We start from the raw sequence: 17,631 nt of genomic DNA, 5'->3' as shown, positions 1-17,631 counted from the left end.
ATGTCTGAAAGTTTATATCTTCCATCAACGACGAACCGTCAAGAAATTTATGAAAGTTTATTGCCACAAATCAAAGCACTTGTTGCTGGTGAAAGCGATTTGACGGCAAATCTTGCTAATATTTCAGCCGCTTTAAAAGAAGCTTTTAATTTCTTTTGGGTTGGATTTTATCTTAAAAAAGAAAACCAATTGGTGTTAGGGCCTTTCCAAGGGCCAATCGCTTGTACTCGTATCCACTTCAATAAAGGTGTTTGCGGACATGCTTATACTACCAAGGAAATTGTGATTGTGCCAGATGTTGAGGCTTTCCCTGGACATATTGCTTGTTCTTCTGCTTCAAAATCTGAAATCGTTTTACCTGCGAAGGATAAAAATGGAGAAGTATTTTTAGTACTTGATATGGATTCTGACGAGCTAAACGATTTTTCGGAAGTAGATGCCGCAGGTTTATCGCAAATCATTCAATTGATTGAAGCAATGGTAGTATAGATTTTCAATCAATAAAAAGCATCTTCAAAATGTGATACTTCAACAGTGTCGTTCTTGAAAATTACAGCTACAATATCAAAGCGAATTTGTTGATGCCAATTGTTTTTAAACACATAAAAGTCGGCGGCTTTGGTTACCATCGCTACTTTGTGTTTATTCACACCAATTTCGGGCATTCCGAATTTTGTGTTGGTAAGTGATTTTACTTCAACGAATACTAGGAAGATTCCTTTGCGTACAATCAAGTCAATTTCTGCTCGACCATAGCGATAATTTCTGTGTAGGATTTTGTAGCCTTTTTCAATGAGAAAATTGGCTGCGATGTCTTCGGCTTTTTTGCCTGTTTCAAGGTGTTCTGCCATTGTTTTTCGGTATAGGGTTTCGGCTATCAGTCATCAGCTTTCGGATATCATTTTTGATACCTGAAAACTGATGACCGATAACCGAAGACTGATAGCTAAATTAATATCCAAACACGTCTTCCAAAGTCAATTTCTTTACTTCTCCGTATTTTTTCAAATCTTCTAAGTTTACTTTTTTCTCAGAAGCAACAATGCACATCGAATATGGTTTTTTAGCCAATAAAGTATCTTGGAATTTCTTCAAATCGGCCAAAGTTAGTTTATCCAAAGCCTGATAAATCGCCTGACGCTCATCTGTTTTTACGCCTTTGTCAAGACCATTCAGATAAGTATAAATGATGTTGTCTTGCGTAATTCTTTCTGTCTGATAATTCTTTTTCATGCTTGCGATAGCAGTTTCCAAATTCTTTTCAGACGAAGGAAATTCGTTCAATAATTCATCCATTCCAGCAATTGATTCATGAATTTTATCTGCTTGTGTACCGATGTAAGCAATCATACGATACTTCTCATCTTTGGTATTTGGTGTTTGGTAAAAAGCATAAGTAGAATATGCCAAAGCCTTAGACTCACGAATGGTTTGGAATACAATTGACGACATACCACCACCGAAGTAATTATTGTATAATTCTACAATTGGAGTTTCTGATGGACTAAACGGAATTGTTGGACGCACCCAGTTGATTTCAGCCTGAACCATGTCATAATCTGTAAATAATACTGCTGGTTTAGTTGGCGATTCCATTTTGAAATCTGCTATTAGAGGTAAATCAGCTTTGAAAGTAGTATTGATTTGGTGAACGCCTTTCAATGCTACCGCTAACTCTTCAACAGATTTTGGTCCATAATAAACTACAGCATGTTTGTACGAGAATAAATCGTGCAAGAAACTGATTAAATCCTCTGACTTCAAGGCTTTCAATTCAGCATCTGTGAACTGTAAAGTATTTCTTGGATTTTTAGCACCATAAGATGCGTAAGTAGCCAAACCTTGTAAAATTGCTCCTTTATTTAATTTAGCATCGCTTCTTTGCTTTAACAATCTACCTTTTAGTAATTCTAAAGCGGCATCGTCTTTCTTGCATTTAGTTAATAAATCTTCAAAAAGACTTACTGTTTTAGCAAAATTTTCGTTCAAGCCCGACATCGCTAAAGTAATGTGGTGGTCGGTATATGAAGTATTGAAATTACTCGCTAAACGATAAAATGCAGTACTGATTTGTTCAGCGTTCATTTTATCAGTACCTACAAACTGTAAATATTGTAAGGCAATTGGCAATACTTTGCTATTCCAAGAACCCATATCAAAACGGTAGCTTAAACGGAAAAGGTCGTTATCTGTATTTTTAACAGTCAACGCTTCTAAAGTCCCAACTTTACCTTTTTTAATATCTTTATTAAAATCCAACCATTTTGGTTCGATGTTCGACATCGCCGTTGTGTTTACATCTTTCAAAAATTCAGACTGTGCTTCACGGTTTACTTCTACTGGCGTAATGGCTGGCTTATCAACTTTAGTAATATTAGTGTCTGTTCCTTTGCGTTTGTAAACAATTACGTAGCCATCGCCACAGTATTTTTTAGCGAAATCCATTACATCTTGTTTTGTTACTTTGCCCAAAGCATCGTTGATAGCCACATAATCAGTCCAATTATTAGCTTTATCGGCTACAAAACTTTCAAGCAAGCTATAAGCACGAGAAGAATTGTTTTCTAAACCTTGAATGGCATTCATTTTATAATTGGCTGCAATCGCTTTGATGATAGATTCATCAAAAGTTCCAGATTTCAATTTATCTAATTCGCCTAACAATAATGCTTTTACTTCATCAAGACTTTGGTCTTTTTTAGGTGAACCAGTCATTTGCCAAACGGCATAATCTTTGTTCCATTCTGGGCTACAGCTTGCTCTTAATACTTTTTGAGCTTTCACTAAGTTTAAGTCAATTAAACCAGCTTTTGAATTCGACATCAATTCATCTACAATTGTACCAATGATTTTCTCTTTAGCATTTAAAGAACCAGACCAACGCCAAGCAATGGTAAGGGCATCTGGAGTAGGACCAAATACTTCACGAACCAATGGGGCAGTAATTGGTGCTTCTGGTGCTGACTTGTATTCTTGCACTGGTTTTGCAACCATGTATTTGAAAGAAGCTTCAATTTTTTTGATTAAAACATCAGAATTGAAATCGCCCACCATGATGATTGCCATGTTGTTTGGCACATAGTATTTTTTGAAGTAATTGCGGATTTCAACCAAAGAAGGGTTTTTCAAGTGTTCAATCGTTCCAATAGTTGTTTGTTGTCCGTAATTATGTGTTGGGAACAATGCAGCGTTACGAGCTTCATAAACTTTCCAGCCATCGTTATCTAAACTACGATTTTTTTCTTCGTAAACTGCTTCTAATTCTGTGTGGAAAATACGAAGAATTGGGTTGCGGAAACGTTCGCCTTGTAATTTCAAAAAGCGGTCGATGGCGTTAGCGGGAATGTCTTCTGTATAAACTGTTTGTTCATAAGAAGTAAAAGCATTCGTGCCTTGTCCACCCATCGAAGCCATCATTTTATCGTACTCATTAGCGATAGCAAATTTGGCAGCTTCTCCAGATACTCGGTCGATTTCCTTGTAAATAGCTTTACGTTGTGATGAATCTGTTGTTTTATTGTACTTTTCGTAAAGAGCATCAACTTGGTCAAGTAATGGTTTTTCTTTTGACCAATCAAGCGAACCAAATTTGTCAGTTCCTTTGAACAACATGTGTTCTAAATAATGGGCAAGACCAGTATTAGTTCTTGGGTCGGTATTAGAGCCAGCACGAGTAGGAATCAAAGCAGCGATACGTGGTTCTTTGTGGTTTTCGCTAAGGATTACAGTCAATCCGTTAGGTAATGTGTAAAAACGAGCTTTCATTGGGTCGTTACTTACATATTTGTAAGTATAGCCAGCAGAAGAGGCTGTTTTCCAATCAAAAGTTTTTTGAGCAAATGCTAGCGTGTTTAGAAGTAGCGATAACACGACTCCCAGCAGAGATAACCTAAGGTTTTTCATGCGAAGTAGGTTGGTTGAATTTTAGAAAAAGAAACAATTAATAGATTTACTGACAAAGTAACTATTGTTTTTTGATAAACGGTATTGTTAGTTGAATGTTTTGAGCGTTATTTTCAAAGATGGTGTTTTTGCTTCAAAAGTTGCACAAAGATTAAATGATGATTCGTAAAATGCTTTTATTCAATTATATGCTAAAAAAGTTTTTTACAAGAAATCAGTACCTTTTTGTATAATTTGCCGTACTTCACTTACGTAAACATTTCGTTCATTCGTTTATCTATTATCAAGAGTGTTTATTCATGTTAAATCAGAAATTTTAGGAAAATCCAATACAAGACGATTATGAAGAAGTACCTTTATTATAATATTATCTTATTGTCTTTTGGCTGTTTAATAATAGCGTCGTGTTCTAAAAATGCAGTAGATGATAAACAACCAGCCAAAGAAACTTCAAGTTTTTCTTTACTGCAAGATAGAATCATCACACCTACTTGTGCTACGGCGGGCTGTCATGCTGCTACTTCAGATGCCACTTATGCACAACATGGATTAGTACTAGAAAAATCGGTCACTTATGCCAATTTAGTGGGTGTTGTGCCTAAAAATGAGCTTTCAAAAGCAGATGGACATCTCAGAGTAAAAGCCTTTAAATCTTTAGAGAGTTTGTTTTACCATAAATTGAATTGGGATGCCTCTCATCATGGAGGCAAGCAGTATGCTTCGCCAATGCCTTTGGGTGGAAAGGCTCTTTCGGTTGGACAAATAGAATTTGTACGTCGTTGGATAGAAGCAGGTGCACCCAAAACTGGCGATGTGGTGGATAAAACTTTATTGGACGATACAACGCCAAGTACTTCTACAAGCGATGATTTCAAAACCATGCAAACTCCTCAAGAAGAAGGAATGACAGGTTATCAAATGAAAGTTGAAAAATTTACCATTCAGCCAAATTTTGAAAGAGAACTTTTTATCAGAAAAACAGTAGGCAATACAGTTGATGTTTATGTGAATAAACTTAAGTTTCAGTCTCGTCCCAATAGCCATCACATGGTTTTATATGATTTTAGGGATAAAAGTACAAGTACTTTACCAGCCATCAATACCATCAGAGATTTGCGTAATGCAGACAATTCATTAAATCTATTGACGGCAATTCAAATGTCAAATCATGTTTTTTTAGGCGGAGGAACAAATGCTAGTCAGGAATATACTTTTCCAGAAGGAACAGCTTTACTCTTACCCGCTGGCATGACGATTGATTTGAATCCACATTATTTTAACAAAACTACAGATATTCATTTTGGCGAGAATAATGTAAATCTTTACACGGTGGATAAATCAAAAGTAAAATATGTGGTAAAAACCATAGATTTTAATAACACTAATTTCAGTTTACCAGCAAAAACCATTACAACAGTTACGAAAGATTTTAAATTTAATACAGCTGTAAAAGTGGTTTCATTGACTTCACATAATCATAAATATGGACAAAAATTTGTGATTAAAATTCTGGGTGGTGTTAGAAATGGGGAAGTAGTTTATGAAAGTACCGACTGGGAACATCCAGCGATTATAAACTATTCGACACCAATTACTTTGAAAAAAGGAGAAGGACTTACATCCATCGTTACTTATAATAATACTTCCGATAAAACTATTTCATTTGGACTAACTTCTGAGGATGAAATGGACATTATTTTTGGTTATTATTATGAAGAATAAAGTGAAAAAGGCTAAAAAAAGGGAACTAAAAAATGATAAAGACTTCTAGGAAATTAGAGGTCTTTTTTTGAATGATGGAATTAATCCAGAAGAGGTATTATATTTGCTTGCAATTCAGACAAAAATCTGCCTTTTTTTGAATAAAATTTTACTTAACCAATAAAAAATTGTAACCATCGGTGTTATAATTGCTTCCTCTTTATGGAACATAAAAGTATGGACAAAGCAACCGCAGCGGGTCTGCTGGTAGCGATGGGAATTATTTATGGTGATATTGGTACTTCGCCACTCTACGTAATGCAGTCGATTATTGGTACTGTGCCAATAGATGAGAGAACTGTTCTCGGCGGACTATCATGTATTTTTTGGACATTGACGCTGCAAACCACCTTCAAGTATGTAATCTTAATTCTTCGAGCTGACAACCGTGGTGAAGGTGGTATCTTAGCTCTTTTCGCATTGGTGAGACGTCATGCAAAATGGCTTACTTTTCCTGCTGTAATTGGAGCCTCAACACTTCTAGCAGATGGAGTAATTACTCCGCCAATTTCGGTAGCTTCTGCCATTGAAGGGCTTCTGAAAATTTATCCTGATCTTCAAACGGTTCCGATTGTACTCGCTATTATTACGGGCTTATTTATGTTCCAAATCTTTGGTACTAAAGTAGTTGGTAGAGCTTTTGGTCCAATTATGTTGATTTGGTTTTCGATGTTGGCTTTCTTTGGAATTATTTGGATTGCACAAGACTGGACAGTTCTAAAAGCATTATCTCCATATTATGCCTACGATTTGTTGACAAATTCGCATGGAGGAGAAAGCGGATTCTGGCTTTTAGGAGCAGTTTTCTTGTGTACAACAGGAGCAGAAGCTTTGTATTCTGATTTAGGACATTGCGGTCGTGGAAATATTAGAATCAGTTGGATTTTTGTAAAAATCGCCTTGCTACTTCAATACTTCGGACAAGGAGCATGGTTGATTTCACAAAATGGACAATTACTAAACGGACGTAAACCAATTTTTGAATTAATGCCAGAATGGTTCTTGATTTGGGGAATTGCTATTGCTACCGCAGCAGCCGTAATTGCCAGCCAAGCCTTAATTTCGGGTTCTTTCACTTTAGTTTCAGAAGCTATCCGTTTGAATTTTTGGCCCAAGGTTCGTTTACATTATCCTTCCGACCAAAAAGGACAATTGTATGTGCCAAGTATGAATATTTTCTTATGGTTGGGTTGTGTAGGCGTGGTTTTATGGTTTAAAGAATCTGCCAATATGGAAGCTGCATACGGTTTAGCGATTACCATGACGATGCTAATGACCACCGCTTTGATGGCATATTACCTCCATACTCGAAAAGTTGATATGTGGTGGGTCGTAGGTTTTATCATTCTTTACGTTTCGATTGAAGGGGCTTTCTTGGTAGCAAACCTTCGTAAATTTGTTCATGGTGGATATGTTTCATTGTTTATTGCGGCAGCGATTATTGCTTTAATGGTAATTTGGTTTAGAGCCAATATCATTAAAATGCGATTGACTGAATACGTAAAACTCGCTGACTATATTGAACCTTTGAAAGAACTTAGCCGAGATATGAGTATTCCTAAGTACGCAACGCACTTAGTATTTATGTCGAATGCGGCTAGAACCAGTGAAATAGAATCTAAAATTATTTACTCTATCTTTCAAAAACGCCCAAAAAGAGCAGATATTTATTGGTTTGTCCACGTTGATACGATGGATGATCCATATACAATGGAATATAAAGTAAGCGTTATTGAGCCCGACGATGTGATTAAAGTAAATTTCAGATTGGGTTTTAGGGTTGAACAAAGAATAAATCTTTACTTCCGAAAAGTAGTAGAAGATATGGTGAAAAAAGGTGAAGTTGATATTACTTCTCGTTATGAATCCCTGAATAAACAAAATGTAATTGGAGATTTCCGTTTTGTAGTGTTAGAGAAATTCTTGTCGTTTGATAATAAATTATCGCTTATAGAAGGTTTAATCATGAAGGCTTACTTCTTTATCAAAGACTTTACTCCTTCAGAAGACAAATGGTTTGGGCTTGATACCAGTGCGGTAAAGGTTGAGAAAGTACCTTTGATTATTCGTCCAGTAGAAAATGTAGTATTGAAAAGAGTAGATTAAACCTTAATTTATACATAAACATCTTGAAAATTCTTATCACAGGTGGAGCAGGTTTTGTAGGTTCTTCGCTCGCCATTAATATTAAAACTAATTATCCTTCATACGAAGTAATTTGTTTGGATAATTTAAAACGCAAAGGTTCAGAATTGAATCTGCCTCGTTTAGCAAAAGCTGGTGCTATTTTCGTTCACGGAGACATCCGTAATAAAGAAGATTTTGATGCTTTGCCAATCGTGGATTTTGTCATTGAATCTTCCGCAGAACCGTCAGTTTTAGCAGGTTTGGAAGGAACTCCAGACTATTTGATTAATACCAATTTAGTAGGAACAATCAATTGTTTAAACTATACTAAAAAGTGCGGAGCTGCTTTTATATTTTTATCTACAAGTAGAATTTACCCAATTAAAGCGATTGAAAAATTGAATTTTGAAGAAGCAGAAACCCGTTTTGTGCTTTCAGATGAACAATCAGTTCCAGGTGTGTCTTCAAAAGGTATTGCAGAGAATTTTCCATTGGATGGGGCAAGGTCATTGTACGGAGCAACAAAATTGGCTTCTGAATTAATGATTCATGAATACAATGAGTTTTACGGCATGAAAACCGTTATCAACCGTTGTGGAGTATTGACTGGTCCTTGGCAAATGGGTAAAATTGACCAAGGTGTAATGGTACTTTGGGTGGCAAAACATTACTGGCAACAGCAATTAGCATACATTGGTTATGGTGGTTCTGGTCGCCAAACTCGTGATATGTTGCACGTAAAAGATTTATATCGTTTGATAGATTTCCAATTACATAATATTGATAAAGTAAACGGAGAAATACTGAATGCTGGTGGAGGTGTTGAAGTAAGTGCTTCTTTACAAGAACTTACTCAAATTTGCCAAGAAGTAACAGGCAAAACCATTCCAATTAGTAAAGTAGCTGAAAATCGTGCGGCGGATATTCGTTTGTACGTAACAGACAATACAAAAGTAACAGCTTTAACAGGTTGGAAACCTGAAATTTCAATGAAACAAATTGTGACTGAAATCACAGAATGGATTACTGAAAACGAAGAAGCCTTGGCTTATGTATTGAAGTAATGATATTGATTTTGCATGAGTCATCCCGAATTTTTAAATCACAAAAAAGCGGTTGAAATTAGTTCTTCGACCGCTTTTTGTGATTGATAGGCAACGAATTCCTACTGTTTGAGCGAAGCGAGTTTAGGAATTCTTGATTTTTTTGTTACTTTTTGTATCAAGACAAAAAGTAAGGACGAGAACAAATCCAAAAAACTTTTAAATCTTCTAAAACTCGCTATTTTAGGAGAAAATTCGGTATGACTCATGTTTCTAAGAGTATTTTATGCTATCCAAGTCGCTTTGCTTTCTTTAATGACCATTGGCTATACTGATACTTTTCATAATTGCTGTTCAGACACCTATTTAAGAATAGAAGATGAGTAAGGCAATCTTTATAAATTTTATAGGCTTGAATTATCAGCTATTCTACCTACCTTACATCGTAGCCAGAGCTTTCCGTAAATATACGTATAGGGTTAAATATTTTTAACCCTAATGAGGAAACGGAATGAGGCTAGCTGAAAAAGTAAATGCTGTAACAAATTTTTATACCGAGCTAAATGCCGATTTGGCTAATTTACAAGCAAAAAGTGGACTGTCGTGTTTAAGTGGCTGTTCTAACTGTTGTAAGTCGCCAAATGTTGGAGCAACTATCTTAGAACTTCTTCCCTTCGCTTATCATCTTTATCAAGAAAACAAAGCCGAGCTTTTTTATGATGAATTGGTAAACAATTCTCAAACGGATGTTTGTATGTTGTATAAACCTGCATTAACTCCTTTAAACAATGGAGGTTGTAGCGATTATACTTATAGAGCCATGATTTGTCGCCTTTTTGGTTTCTCTTTTAGAAGAAACAAAGAAAACAAACCAGAAATGGTTACTTGTAAAGAAATTAAAACAGCTTATCCTTTACCTTATCAGGAACTTACGCAACAAGCAGAAGCAGGAATGTTAGTGCCACAAATAAGTTATTATCATTCAAAACTATCAGCGATAGACTATTCGCTAAGTCAAGAACAATACCCCATCAACAAAGCGATAGAGCTTGCGTTAGAAATGGTTTTAAATCATTTTTATTATACTGACAGCCTCGAAACGATTGAAATTTAATGTGTGTTATTTGTTTAGACTTGAAATAAGTTGACATCCATTAGATGATGAAATTCCACCAAATAACGCCTTCTTTTACGCTTTTCATTTTTATAGGAAGAAATATTCAATATATACCACTCAAATAATTGACAGTCAGAAAACTAGCAATATAAAAAAGTTGTATATTCGTTGATTATAAATAAACCGAACTGAATATGAAAAGACTGATACTTATTTTGATATTCTTCCCTTTTTTATCACAAGCACAAATTCAGGTAAGTAGTGGATTGAGCTATGTAACAGAACCAAGTTTTGGTGAAGACGGTGCTTATACAGGTTCGGGTATAGACATCAGTTTGCGTAAACACCTCACCGAAAAATGGAAACTCACAGCTTACTCTGGTATTAATAAAATGAGAGTAACCTTGGCTGTACAATCGAGGTTTGATTATAGCACTAAAATTTACGGATATTATTACAAAGATGTTGTTCCTGTTTCCTTCGGGGCAGAATATTACATCTGGAACAAAAAGTTTATTAAGCCTTTTGTTGGATTAGAAACTGGTGCTTATTTTACGAGTTATCAAACACAAATCGACCCAAATTATCTGTCTTTTGCCAAAAATATACCTGCTGGAAGTTCTATCAATTGGGGATTTTCACCCAGTTTAGGCATTCAGTTTCAAGAAAATGCCGACAGATTAGGCTTATTCTTAAAAGTAAAGCATACAGGAATTGTATATGGCAATGCAGGCTTGTCGAATATATTCAGTTTTAGTGCAGGTTTTACTTTTAAATTTGGAAGAAAAATTATGTGGAAACCACCTGTAATTGAAGTACCAACGCAAGCTCCATATTATGAAACAAAAGATTTGTATTAAGCGACTGAGTACCAATCAGCTGTTTCATGTGCTTGAATTTTTAGCACATTCGCCAAAACAAGTAAAACGAGTGTTCTTGAAGCCAGCCAAGGTGGAATACTCGCAATTTTAGCAAATTCAGCTAAGGTGATTTGTTTGTTGACTGATAGATAAGTCATCAATACTTTCTCTTTCTCTCCAAAACTGAACTGAATTCCTTCTTCGTTTTCACGTCTCAAAATTTGTTTCATTTCTTTACTTGCTTGTACCGAACGGTCAGCGACTCTAACATAAGCTTTTCCCATTTCTTCGGTTTCTAGCTGTACATAATGGGGTTTCTTCTTGCTTTTAGGAATGGTAATGACTAATACTTCACGGTCGTCGGTTACACTGATGCGTTCAATATCGTAAGCAATAGGAGGGAAGCAGTTTCGTTCTATCGCTCGCACCAAAATATACTCATCTTCATCTACAAATTTTAGTCCCGGAATACTTTTGTCATCTCCAACACCAATCAATAAAGTACCTCCTTTGGTATTAGCAAAGGCAACAACTTCACGAACAATTTTTTCAGGATGGTTTGCTTTTAGTTTAAACTCAAGTTGAAGGTTCTCTCCCTGACGGACAAGGCTCTTTAAATCCTTTAAACTCATTCCCGACACACGACTGTGATTCTCAGTCTTTTCAAAATAGGATACAAGTGCCTGATTCATACAGATTTATGATTTAGGTATGCTTATAAACAAAGATGGATTTGTTTTAAAGATAACAGATTTAGAAATACATTACTTTTTTTAGTTTAAAAATATTTTAGACAAAATCTACCCAATTAATAGACTTTATATGTTTTTTTTAATAGACTTTGTCTAACTTTGCACTCCTAATAACTTAGCTACCAATAATTAAACTATTTGCTAATGGATAAACAAGTCTAAAAGCTGAATAGTTTGCCAAGTGTAACTAAGCGAGATGAAATTTTGTTAAGCTCAAAATAGAGGATAAAATTCAGGATTGCTTATGTCAGATTTAAGTCAATTAAAACAAGCCTTAGAAGGTCTTTCGCTTACAGAAGGGCTTAGTTACATGGCTGAAAACTATGGAAACGTAGTTTTTTCTTCATCGTTTGGTCAAGAAGACCAAGTAATTACCGATGCAATTTTCAAAAATAATATCAACATCAAAGTCTTTACCCTAGATACTGGTCGTTTGTTTCAAGAAACTTACGAGTTGATGGATACTACCAAAAACAAGTACGGTAAAGAATTTGAAACCTACTTCCCGAACACTGCAAAAGTAGAAGCTTTAGTAAAAGAAAAAGGTTTTAATAGTTTTTACTTTTCTGTGGAAAACCGTAAAGAATGTTGTGGAATTCGTAAGATTGAACCTTTGAAAAGAGCTTTGGCTGGGGCTGAAATCTGGATTACTGGTTTGCGTTCAGAACAATCTGAAAACCGTTCGGATATGGAAGTTGTAGAATGGGATGCCAACAATAATGTGATTAAATTCAATCCATTGATTCACTGGACTTACGAAGACGTTTTGGCTTATATCAAAGAAAACAGAGTACCCGACAGTCCTTTGCACAGAAAAGGTTTTATTTCTATCGGTTGTGCCCCATGTACCAGAGCTATTCAAGAAGGTGAACATCCACGTGCTGGTCGTTGGTGGTGGGAAGCTTCACAAAAAGAATGTGGACTACATAGTTAGTGATGAGTTGTGAATTGTGGCTTTCAATAATTTACAATTTAAGATAACTAAGATTGCTTGATTATATATAATAAAAATCTCATAGCTTAAAGCTCACTGCTAATAGCTAATAATCAAAGAATTAATAAATATTAATAAATATGGTTGATAATTTAAAAAATCCGAGTTCAGAAGTTTCTGTTCCGAAATTCGGTTTTTTCCCTCGTGAGTTAGAAGACGAAGCAATCTATATTATGCGTGAAGTGGTTGCTCAGTTCGAGAAACCAGTACTTTTGTTTTCTGGCGGGAAAGATTCTATTACTTTGGTGCGTTTAGCCCAAAAAGCTTTTTATCCCGGCAAAATCCCCTTCCCATTACTCCACGTTGATACAGGACATAATTTCCCTGAAACCGTTGAATTTCGTGATTGGTTAGCCAAAGAAACGGGTGCAGAATTAATTGTACGCTATGTACAAGATTCTATCAACCAAGGAAAAGTAAAAGAAGAATCTGGAAAATATGCTTCTCGTAATGCTTTACAAACGGTTACTTTATTAGATGCTATCGAAGAATTCAAATTCGATGCTTGTATCGGTGGAGCAAGACGTGATGAAGAAAAAGCTCGTGCCAAAGAACGTATTTTCTCAGTACGTGATGATTTTGGTCAGTGGGATGCAAAACGCCAACGCCCAGAATTATTTGATATGTTGAATGGTCGTATTGCGATTGGTGAAAACGTAAGAGTATTCCCGATTTCAAACTGGACAGAATTAGACGTTTGGAATTATATCAAAGAAGAAGAAATGGCAATTCCTTCTATTTATTATTCGCACAAACGCCAAGTAATCCAACGTGATGGAATGCTTTGGGCTGATTCTGAATTCTTGAATAAAGATGCAGACGAAATTCCTTTTGAAGAAACCGTTCGTTTCCGTACTGTTGGTGATATGACTTGTACTGCTGCCGTCGCTTCTGAAGCGATTGAATTAGACGATATTATCGGCGAAATTCTTTCCGCAGAAATCTCTGAACGTGGTGCCAGAATCGACGACAAACGCTCGGAAGCAGCCATGGAAAAACGTAAGCAACAAGGATACTTTTAATTAATTGAGTGATTGAGCGAGTTAGTGATTGAGTGAATAGTTAATATTCAAATAAAATCACTCAATCACTCAATCACCATTCACTCAATAGAAAAATGGACATACTTAGAATAGCAACAGCAGGTTCGGTGGATGATGGGAAAAGTACCCTCATCGGACGACTTTTATACGAAACAAAATCAATCACTCGTGATAAAATTGAAGCACTTGAAGCGGCTTCAAAACGTAAAGGTTTAGACTTTTTAGACCTTTCTTTATTAACGGATGGACTTATCGCCGAACGTGAACAGGGTATCACTATCGACGTTGCCAATATTTATTTCTCGACTCCAAAACGTAAATACATCATCGCAGATACGCCCGGTCACTTTGAATATACTCGTAACATGGTTACTGGTGCTTCAAACACAAAGGTTTCTATGATTTTGGTGGATGCTCGTAACGGTGTATTAGAACAAACTTTTCGTCATTTTTTCATTTCATCAATGCTTCGTATTCCGAAAGTAATTGTATGTGTGAACAAAATGGATTTAGTGGGATATTCAGAAGAACGTTTCAACGAAATCAAAGATGCTGTTCAAGCGTTGGCTGATAAAGTATCTTTTGAAGGACAAGAAATTACTTTTATCCCGATGTCTTCTTTGTACGGACAAAACCTTTCTACGCAATCAACAGAAATGCCTTGGTTTACAGGAGCACCTTTGTTGGAAGAATTAGAAGAAACTAATTTCGACGAAATCAAAAAGCCAGCACGTTTCCCAGTACAATTTGTAGTTCGTCCTAAAACAGAAGAATTCCACGATTACAGAGGTTATGCAGGTAAAATTTCCAGTGGTTCTTTCTCGGTTGGAGATGAAATTACGGTTTTACCAACGGGACAAAATTCTAAAATTGCCACGATTGAAAAATTCGGTACGCAATTAGAAAAAGCAGGAGCAAAAGAATCAGTAGTAATTACTTTAGAAACTGACGTAGATGTTTCTCGTGGTAATATGTTGGTGAAGTCAACTTCAACACTTGAACCATTGAAAGAAATCACCGCAAGAATTTGTTGGATGGATTCAAAACCATTGATTTCGGGCAAAACATATATTCTTCAACACGGTATCAATGATTCAAAAGCAAAAGTAATTGCTTTGAATAATAAGATTGACGTAGTGAATCAAGACACGATTGTAGATGCCGTTTCGGAATTGAAATTGAACGAAATTGGAGAAATCGTATTAAAAACTGCGAAACCAATTTTTGCAGATAAATACGAATACAACCCTGCAAACGGAGCCTTTATTTTAGTGGACGACCAAACAAATTCAACCGTTGGCGTTGGCTTTGTTTTATAGGAATAAAGATTTGATGATAATGAAAAAGCTCCAAACTCTGGGGCTTTTTTTGTGAGGTTTACGTTTTGTGATTCTGTGAAATATTTAGTGTATAAGCATAAGCATACTTTTTTGAAGGAAATAATAACTTTATAATCTTCTACCCAATAATGATGGATATAGTCTCTAGATTATTGTTATCATTCTTACTGTATGAATAATTAGATTCTTTTCTTAATGAATCCCATACTCTTAAATATTCTACTGTTGGGTTATCCCTATTTTCTTCCCTGTTAATAGAAATATATTTAAACTCACACAACACTCTTTGAAAAATCTTCTTACCTAACTTCTTATTTTTAAATGATTCTGGAAGTCCATCAGATATATGAAATGTATTGTTTTTATATTCTTGACATTCAATATAACAAGAAACTAAAAAACCAAGGTACTCATAAGTACTATCTTTCCATATCTTCTCATTTATTATTAATTTATCGGTTTGATACGTAGGCTGATTGCAAATTAATTCCCAAAAGCTATTAATTTTCTTTTGCTGTAGACTAGGTAAGTGTATATCAAAGAAAAGTACTGAATTCTGAATCTCAGTAACTTTTAGCTGTAAATCATGGAAATCAATATTCTCAAGTTCTTTATCTATTAAATCTTCTAAATATAAAATGGCGTCTTTCATTTGTATTATTTATTTAATTGTCTCATATTATCTTCAAACACAACTATCATCGGCGAATGGTCGCTTAAATGCTTCCATTTTTCAAAAGGTTCTATGGTAACATTACTAAGATTATTGACGAATTGCATTGAAGCAAAGCAATAATCAATGTGATATGGTTTCAGCGTATTGCGGTGTAAGAAAAAAGTAGGCTGAGATTCCTTTCCTTGTTTTTCTTGAGTAAAAGTATGATATAGACTTTCAATATTTATTTCTTTTAACTCCTTTACTACGTCTGAATGATTCCACCACCTGTCCCATTCATCCCAAATGGTGTTACTATTAAAATCACCAATAATGATAGTATTAGTTAGATGATGTTTATTTATCTGTAAATATTTCCAGAACTGTCCGATATAACCAAAGTTTGGTGAATTGTTTTGATGTGTCCAAACAGCAAGTAATTCAAATTGTTTATTTACAGAACAAGGAAGGAAATGTTTGACTTTGTGTCCATTATAAATATCTGACCAATTTAATCGCTGTAAATCAATATTTTGTTTCGCAAATACACCAATACCTTTACTCTTAATATCACCAGCCCATAAATAGTTTACAGCCCAATCTACGTATTTTTTATCTTTTGATTCAGCAGGATTTTCACATTCTTGAACAATAATCAAATCAGCATCGAAGTCTAAAAGACTTTCAAACTTTTTTCTAAAAGCTCCATTGCAGTTCCAAGTAATAATTTTCATTTTGTTATATCTATTAAAAGTATATTTGTAGCACGAGTTTCCAACTCGTTAAACTTCAAGAAGACTCAGCGAGTTGGAAACTCGTACTACTGCTATCTACTTTAACCATTCCATCCATTCTTTAGCGACTTCATTCCCACGATAAATTTTATCAATAACTTTTCCTGAAGTATCTTTTTTCAATTCAAAAAATTGATGGTCATGGTTTGGATATGCTTTTAATGTTAGGTTCTTTTTCCCTTTTTCTATGAAGTCTAATGGTAAATAATCTAAGCCAATTGTGATTTCTTTATCATCCGTTCCATAGGCGATATAAAGTGGAATCTTAATCTTGAGTAAATTATCTAGATTTTTTCTTGAGAAAGAATGCCACGCATAATACGTGTCACCAAAGCTTTTATCTGTTGATTTTGGGTTTTTACAAATATCTTCCCACAACTTATAAAGTTCTTCAATTTGTTTTTGCGCAGTATCAGCATCTATTTGACCTTGTTTGACAGCATCTCTAATCTGATATATTTCAAATTCAAAACGCCTACCAGCATGACCAGAGAAAAGGATAGTATGTGTGATGAATTGATTATAGTTCGCTACTAAATTAGCTCCAACTGTAAAACCTTCTGAACCACCACAGAAAACAATTTTACGAGTATCAACCCAAGGTTGTTTTACTAAATAATTAATAACTTGATTACACTGTTCAGTTGCCTTGTCAAGATTATTGTTTTCTTGATATTTTTTCGTGAAAATTTTTGGGTCTCCAGTTTTCAAACCTTCTTCTAGCTGAGTCATATAAGTAGAATCAGCAAGAAAAACTGTTCCTGATTTTTGTATCATCACAAAGTGATAGTCTTTTTGATAAGGCTTAATTCTAAAAGGTAATTGAGGATAAAATTTTCTTTGATAGAGTTCAAGTAAAGGTCTTGGCTGAGAACCTTGTCGGAAGAGAAAAAGTGGTTTTTTGATTTTTAAATCTTCTTTTGTGCCAAAAACAATAAAGGTTGTAGTGTCTTTTTTATTAGGAATGTGGAAGACTTGGCAAAGATTTTCTAGTTTGTCTGTTTGTGCGAATCCAAGGTTTGTAAAAAAGATTAGAGAAAGGAGTAAAACTGTTTTTTTCATAGTTTTCAGGAAATGATTTATGAAACAAAACAACAGGTTTTAACGCTAAAAGGCAATCTGTTTAACACTTTTTAAGCAAAAGGAAGTATAAATCTTAACGAGTTGGAAACTCGTGCTACGGTTTTCATCGTTCGGACATTGATGCCCGAACGATTACTTTTAAAACGAGGCTTTATCCCA

At 35.0% G+C, this 17,631-nt stretch carries 15 protein-coding genes; 9 read left to right on the top strand and 6 right to left on the bottom strand.

The features are described 5' to 3' along the window. Positions 1 to 489: a GAF domain-containing protein gene (locus tag HNP25_RS04630; RefSeq protein WP_184130996.1), complete on the top strand. Its 489-nt coding sequence runs from the start codon at positions 1 to 3 to the stop codon at positions 487 to 489. Positions 490 to 497: 8 nt separating this feature from the next. On the opposite strand, the gene HNP25_RS04625 is transcribed toward HNP25_RS04630, so the two are convergent. Together HNP25_RS04625 and HNP25_RS04620 are read right to left on the bottom strand one after the other, a co-directional pair. Next, on the bottom strand, positions 498 to 851 hold the full coding sequence (locus HNP25_RS04625) for a YraN family protein (protein WP_184130993.1): 354 nt from the start codon (positions 849 to 851) through the stop codon (positions 498 to 500). Positions 852 to 951: 100 nt separating this feature from the next. Beyond that, on the bottom strand, positions 952 to 3,903 hold the full coding sequence (locus tag HNP25_RS04620; RefSeq protein ID WP_184130990.1) for a M16 family metallopeptidase: 2,952 nt from the start codon (positions 3,901 to 3,903) through the stop codon (positions 952 to 954). 342 nt (positions 3,904 to 4,245) lie between these two features. Between HNP25_RS04620 and HNP25_RS04615 the strand changes: the two genes are divergently transcribed. From HNP25_RS04615 to HNP25_RS04595, 5 genes are all read left to right on the top strand, one after another. Continuing rightward, the gene (locus HNP25_RS04615) at positions 4,246 to 5,625 is read left to right on the top strand and encodes a monooxygenase (RefSeq protein WP_184130987.1); all 1,380 of its coding nucleotides are present in this window, start codon (positions 4,246 to 4,248) and stop codon (positions 5,623 to 5,625) included. 201 nt (positions 5,626 to 5,826) lie between these two features. Beyond that, entirely contained in the window at positions 5,827 to 7,770 is a 1,944-nt protein-coding gene (locus HNP25_RS04610; RefSeq protein ID WP_184130984.1) for a KUP/HAK/KT family potassium transporter, read from the top strand. Between the two features lie 23 nt (positions 7,771 to 7,793). Further along, positions 7,794 to 8,855: an NAD-dependent epimerase/dehydratase family protein gene (locus HNP25_RS04605; protein ID WP_184130981.1), complete on the top strand. Its 1,062-nt coding sequence runs from the start codon at positions 7,794 to 7,796 to the stop codon at positions 8,853 to 8,855. 490 nt (positions 8,856 to 9,345) lie between these two features. Next, positions 9,346 to 9,948: a YkgJ family cysteine cluster protein gene (locus HNP25_RS04600; protein ID WP_184130978.1), complete on the top strand. Its 603-nt coding sequence runs from the start codon at positions 9,346 to 9,348 to the stop codon at positions 9,946 to 9,948. A gap of 197 nt (positions 9,949 to 10,145) precedes the next feature. Continuing rightward, on the top strand, positions 10,146 to 10,811 hold the full coding sequence (locus HNP25_RS04595; RefSeq protein ID WP_184130975.1) for a hypothetical protein: 666 nt from the start codon (positions 10,146 to 10,148) through the stop codon (positions 10,809 to 10,811). Here HNP25_RS04595 and HNP25_RS04590 read toward each other — a convergent pair. Further along, positions 10,808 to 11,503, bottom strand: coding sequence for an AlbA family DNA-binding domain-containing protein (locus HNP25_RS04590; RefSeq protein ID WP_409012496.1), 696 nt, complete (start codon positions 11,501 to 11,503; stop codon positions 10,808 to 10,810). The two genes, HNP25_RS04595 and HNP25_RS04590, sit on opposite strands and share 4 nt — an antisense overlap. Positions 11,504 to 11,807: 304 nt before the next feature. Between HNP25_RS04590 and HNP25_RS04585 the strand changes: the two genes are divergently transcribed. The 3 genes from HNP25_RS04585 to HNP25_RS04575 all read left to right on the top strand — a co-directional run bounded on the left by HNP25_RS04585 (position 11,808) and on the right by HNP25_RS04575 (position 14,919). Continuing rightward, positions 11,808 to 12,497, top strand: a complete 690-nt coding sequence (locus HNP25_RS04585) for a phosphoadenylyl-sulfate reductase (protein WP_184130973.1) — start codon at positions 11,808 to 11,810, stop codon at positions 12,495 to 12,497. Between the two features lie 140 nt (positions 12,498 to 12,637). Then, a complete protein-coding gene (cysD, locus tag HNP25_RS04580; protein ID WP_184130970.1) occupies positions 12,638 to 13,579 on the top strand; it encodes a sulfate adenylyltransferase subunit CysD in 942 nt (313 codons plus the stop codon). A 95-nt stretch (positions 13,580 to 13,674) separates the two neighbouring features. Further along, the gene (locus HNP25_RS04575) at positions 13,675 to 14,919 is read left to right on the top strand and encodes a sulfate adenylyltransferase subunit 1 (RefSeq protein ID WP_184130968.1); all 1,245 of its coding nucleotides are present in this window, start codon (positions 13,675 to 13,677) and stop codon (positions 14,917 to 14,919) included. A gap of 139 nt (positions 14,920 to 15,058) precedes the next feature. Here HNP25_RS04575 and HNP25_RS04570 read toward each other — a convergent pair whose 3' ends face one another. The 3 genes from HNP25_RS04570 to HNP25_RS04560 form a co-directional block, all read right to left on the bottom strand. After that, complete coding sequence (locus tag HNP25_RS04570) at positions 15,059 to 15,592, bottom strand: hypothetical protein (protein WP_184130966.1); 534 nt, start codon at positions 15,590 to 15,592, stop codon at positions 15,059 to 15,061. A 5-nt stretch (positions 15,593 to 15,597) separates the two neighbouring features. Then, entirely contained in the window at positions 15,598 to 16,329 is a 732-nt protein-coding gene (locus HNP25_RS04565; RefSeq protein ID WP_184130964.1) for an endonuclease/exonuclease/phosphatase family protein, read from the bottom strand. A gap of 96 nt (positions 16,330 to 16,425) precedes the next feature. Beyond that, positions 16,426 to 17,451: a dienelactone hydrolase family protein gene (locus HNP25_RS04560; protein ID WP_184130961.1), complete on the bottom strand. Its 1,026-nt coding sequence runs from the start codon at positions 17,449 to 17,451 to the stop codon at positions 16,426 to 16,428. Positions 17,452 to 17,631: the final 180 nt, after the last annotated feature.

The sequence above is a fragment of the Arcicella rosea genome, assembly GCF_014204325.1.
Taxonomy (GTDB): Bacteria; Bacteroidota; Bacteroidia; order Cytophagales; family Spirosomataceae; genus Arcicella; species Arcicella rosea_A.
This window is presented reverse-complemented; position numbering and strand designations above follow the sequence as displayed.

Excerpts from the sequence above, each read along its gene's own strand:
- HNP25_RS04570 (WP_184130966.1), bottom strand. The coding sequence starts at position 15,592 with ATGAAAGACGCCATTTTATATTTAGAAGATTTAATAGATAAAGAACTT.
- cysD (WP_184130970.1), top strand. The coding sequence starts at position 12,638 with ATGGTTGATAATTTAAAAAATCCGAGTTCAGAAGTTTCTGTTCCGAAA.
- HNP25_RS04630 (WP_184130996.1), top strand. The coding sequence starts at position 1 with ATGTCTGAAAGTTTATATCTTCCATCAACGACGAACCGTCAAGAAATT.
- HNP25_RS04620 (WP_184130990.1), bottom strand. The coding sequence starts at position 3,903 with ATGAAAAACCTTAGGTTATCTCTGCTGGGAGTCGTGTTATCGCTACTT.
- HNP25_RS04560 (WP_184130961.1), bottom strand. The coding sequence starts at position 17,451 with ATGAAAAAAACAGTTTTACTCCTTTCTCTAATCTTTTTTACAAACCTT.
- HNP25_RS04575 (WP_184130968.1), top strand. The coding sequence starts at position 13,675 with ATGGACATACTTAGAATAGCAACAGCAGGTTCGGTGGATGATGGGAAA.
- HNP25_RS04595 (WP_184130975.1), top strand. The coding sequence starts at position 10,146 with ATGAAAAGACTGATACTTATTTTGATATTCTTCCCTTTTTTATCACAA.
- HNP25_RS04565 (WP_184130964.1), bottom strand. The coding sequence starts at position 16,329 with ATGAAAATTATTACTTGGAACTGCAATGGAGCTTTTAGAAAAAAGTTT.
- HNP25_RS04590 (WP_409012496.1), bottom strand. The coding sequence starts at position 11,503 with ATGAATCAGGCACTTGTATCCTATTTTGAAAAGACTGAGAATCACAGT.
- HNP25_RS04610 (WP_184130984.1), top strand. The coding sequence starts at position 5,827 with ATGGAACATAAAAGTATGGACAAAGCAACCGCAGCGGGTCTGCTGGTA.
- HNP25_RS04585 (WP_184130973.1), top strand. The coding sequence starts at position 11,808 with ATGTCAGATTTAAGTCAATTAAAACAAGCCTTAGAAGGTCTTTCGCTT.
- HNP25_RS04625 (WP_184130993.1), bottom strand. The coding sequence starts at position 851 with ATGGCAGAACACCTTGAAACAGGCAAAAAAGCCGAAGACATCGCAGCC.
- HNP25_RS04600 (WP_184130978.1), top strand. The coding sequence starts at position 9,346 with ATGAGGCTAGCTGAAAAAGTAAATGCTGTAACAAATTTTTATACCGAG.
- HNP25_RS04615 (WP_184130987.1), top strand. The coding sequence starts at position 4,246 with ATGAAGAAGTACCTTTATTATAATATTATCTTATTGTCTTTTGGCTGT.